This is a genomic window from Paenibacillus elgii NBRC 100335, from assembly GCF_004000865.1.
Lineage (GTDB): Bacteria > Bacillota > Bacilli > Paenibacillales > NBRC-103111 > Paenibacillus_G > Paenibacillus_G elgii.
Genome location: NZ_BIMB01000123.1, coordinates 1 through 2,431 on the forward strand (window position 1 = coordinate 1; position 2,431 = coordinate 2,431).

Annotated in this window: 6 protein-coding genes; 3 read left to right on the forward strand and 3 right to left on the reverse strand. The window is 48.0% G+C overall.

Going from position 1 to position 2,431, the window contains the following annotated elements; genetic code table 11:
• Positions 1 to 116: 116 nt before the first annotated feature.
• Positions 117 to 440, forward strand: a complete 324-nt coding sequence (locus PEL01S_RS34070) for a YhjD family protein (protein WP_127463358.1) — start codon at positions 117 to 119, stop codon at positions 438 to 440.
• 120 nt (positions 441 to 560) lie between these two features.
• Positions 561 to 1,040 carry a hypothetical protein gene (locus tag PEL01S_RS34075; RefSeq protein ID WP_127463359.1) on the forward strand — a complete coding sequence of 160 codons (480 nt, stop codon included), beginning with the start codon at positions 561 to 563 and terminating at the stop codon, positions 1,038 to 1,040.
• A 229-nt stretch (positions 1,041 to 1,269) separates the two neighbouring features.
• On the opposite strand, the gene PEL01S_RS34760 is transcribed toward PEL01S_RS34075, so the two are convergent.
• The 3 genes from PEL01S_RS34760 to PEL01S_RS35525 all read right to left on the reverse strand — a co-directional run bounded on the left by PEL01S_RS34760 (position 1,270) and on the right by PEL01S_RS35525 (position 2,078).
• Positions 1,270 to 1,443: a hypothetical protein gene (locus PEL01S_RS34760; protein WP_163768012.1), complete on the reverse strand. Its 174-nt coding sequence runs from the start codon at positions 1,441 to 1,443 to the stop codon at positions 1,270 to 1,272.
• Positions 1,444 to 1,743: a hypothetical protein gene (locus PEL01S_RS34080; RefSeq protein WP_127463361.1), complete on the reverse strand. Its 300-nt coding sequence runs from the start codon at positions 1,741 to 1,743 to the stop codon at positions 1,444 to 1,446. It abuts the gene before it with no gap.
• Positions 1,744 to 1,946: 203 nt separating this feature from the next.
• Positions 1,947 to 2,078: a hypothetical protein gene (locus tag PEL01S_RS35525; RefSeq protein ID WP_255320202.1), complete on the reverse strand. Its 132-nt coding sequence runs from the start codon at positions 2,076 to 2,078 to the stop codon at positions 1,947 to 1,949.
• A 123-nt stretch (positions 2,079 to 2,201) separates the two neighbouring features.
• Here PEL01S_RS35525 and PEL01S_RS34085 point away from each other — a divergent pair, with 123 nt between their 5' ends.
• Entirely contained in the window at positions 2,202 to 2,429 is a 228-nt protein-coding gene (locus PEL01S_RS34085) for a transcriptional regulator (RefSeq protein WP_127463362.1), read from the forward strand.
• Positions 2,430 to 2,431: the final 2 nt, after the last annotated feature.

Sequence of the window (2,431 nt, forward strand, 5' to 3'; positions counted from 1 at the left end):
AGCGGTCAGGGGCTCTTTCGTTTTCACTGGTAAGTTGCGGAAAATGTACGTTGAAATTTTCGCTGTTCGGACGTATAATGAGAACACACATTCGTATACTTCAAGGGGTGTTCTCGATGAATCGAACGGCGACAAATGAAGAGCTGCTTCGCGATTCCGTTCTGCTGCCACATGCACTGACCCTGGTCGAAGAGGAGGCCGGGACAATTTCCACCTCAAGAGATCTAATCCGACGGCTACATATTGTGGCCGCGAAAGTGATCCACGTCCGGCTGACGAATGAGCTGGCCGGTGTACGGAAGGAAATGCGGCAGCGCGGGATACGGGCGGAAAAGATCGATATTAGCCGCGAGGAAGCGAAAGCGTTTATTGCTGAAAAGCTGGCGCGACACATTCGAGATATCACGGAAAAGTTGCGGCAGCAGAGTGCCAGTAAATGACGAAAATCCCCAGCTATTCACTAGCGGGGATTTTTCTATGTTCTAGCGCCGTCCACTTCCGAATATAACGATGTATGCAGCTTAGCGATTTCAAATCTAATATGTGGGAGGGTGTTTGAGATGAGTTTTAGCTTTCAAGGGCAAGGGTTAAAAAAAACAATCGCAATACTTCTGTGCGCTGTTTGTTTCACGGGCTTAGGCACAAGGGAGGCTTTGGCTTATCCTCTTGAGACTCGTTGGGATTGCAGCGATAAACTTTATTACTGTCAAGCAGCCGATCTGGTGCCCGGACTTTCATTTTACCAGAACACTACTACTCTCTATGTTCCCGAAGGGACTCTAATTTCATACCATTACAAGGATAATAGGCCGGAAAACCCCTATGATGAATCATTCACGAAAATTGAACTTTCATATCACGACGATAAGGGCCAAGATAAATATGTTGCTTACCATGAAGTCCGCCGTAGAGGTGGCGAAGCCGGAGGAGAGGTGATTGCTGCGCCGAAATCGAACGGTTATTATCTCACTATACAATGTTGGAATTGGAGTGAAGTCGACGAATGTCGCGGCTCAGGCTACTTACGCACATTGAAATGAAATAATACGGCCTATCAAACCGAAATCCCCACCGGCTTCGTAAGGCTGGCGGGGATTTCTATATCCCAGCAGCTTGTGCCGGTAGGTTTCGGCCCGTTCCTTGCGGGCCTTGTCAGGTGGGAATATCGTTTAAAAATCTTCGTAAATCACCCCCGATCCATTTTGTCTGTCTGGCAATCACCTCGATTTCCGCCGCGTTTAAGTTTGGGAGGGGCCGAAGCCCCCAGAATTATTTCCGCGCCTCCAGGATCGCGGCCGCAAGCTCGAATCCGTAGCTTACGCCCTTTGCAAATTCCTGCCCGGCTTCGTCGGTCCGTTCCAATGCTTCGGCACCCCAGAACTTTTGAAGCGCCAGAAAGTCATTTTTGAGCGTCCTCAGCTCTTCGACGCGAACGGTTATCAATTAAATCACCCCTAATTCGCGGTTATGGATCTGGTTTAGTTCTTTTAAAACCGATTCACCCTTCGCGATTACTTCCACGATTTGCTCTTTGCTCATGCGGTTTATTTTCGTAGGGAAAGCGGAGAACGTGCCAAGAAAAGTAAGGTCGTAGATGCTATTTAATTTACCGCCCGAGCGGATGCAACGAGCTTCCATCTTGTCCCCCTTGATTACTTCGACGGCTTCTGCAATCCATTCCCGGCATTGTTTCGCTGCCTTATGAATTTCCTTGATCGTTTCCAGTGCTTCTTTCCGCGTCATCCTGCATACCTCCCCGCGCTTATGGCTCGCCGGCCATTACTTCCGCAACACATTAATGAGACCCACCACCGAGAGGACTAAAACCGGAACCCAAACGATCCAAAAGAGTTTATCCATGCCTAATCCCTCCATTTATTTTAATCTTGCGATATGTTAAGATTGGGAGGAGAGGGCCGGGTCGCTTCCGACCCTCTCTAGGGAACCTATTTACGTTTGCCGGGGTGGCTGCGTTTTTTGGTTCCTTTTTTGTTTTTCTGACGGCTGCCGTTTTTTAATGAAATGATGGCTGTTACTAGCTGGATCAGCGCCGTAAGAAGAAGTACCCAATCCTTCATATTTTCTTGTTCACCTCCTTTCTATCTTTATTATATACTGGTACCAGTATATGGTCAAATGTTTTTATACTTGTACCAGTATATTTATTTCTGTTATGATGTAAGAGAAAGGAGGTACGGATCATGGTGGAAAAAAAGCAGAACGCCGCCACGCGGGCGAAGGAAAAATACAATGCCGCTCATTACGACCAGGTTAAATTCGTCGTCAAAAAAGGTGGGCGGGACACGATCGATGCTGCTGCAGGGCAGGCCAAAATGAGCAGGAACGCTTACATTTTGGAAGCGATCAAAGAAAAGATGGAGCGAGACGGATTTGACGGGTATCTCGATTTCGCGGCAGAGGAGGAATAGCG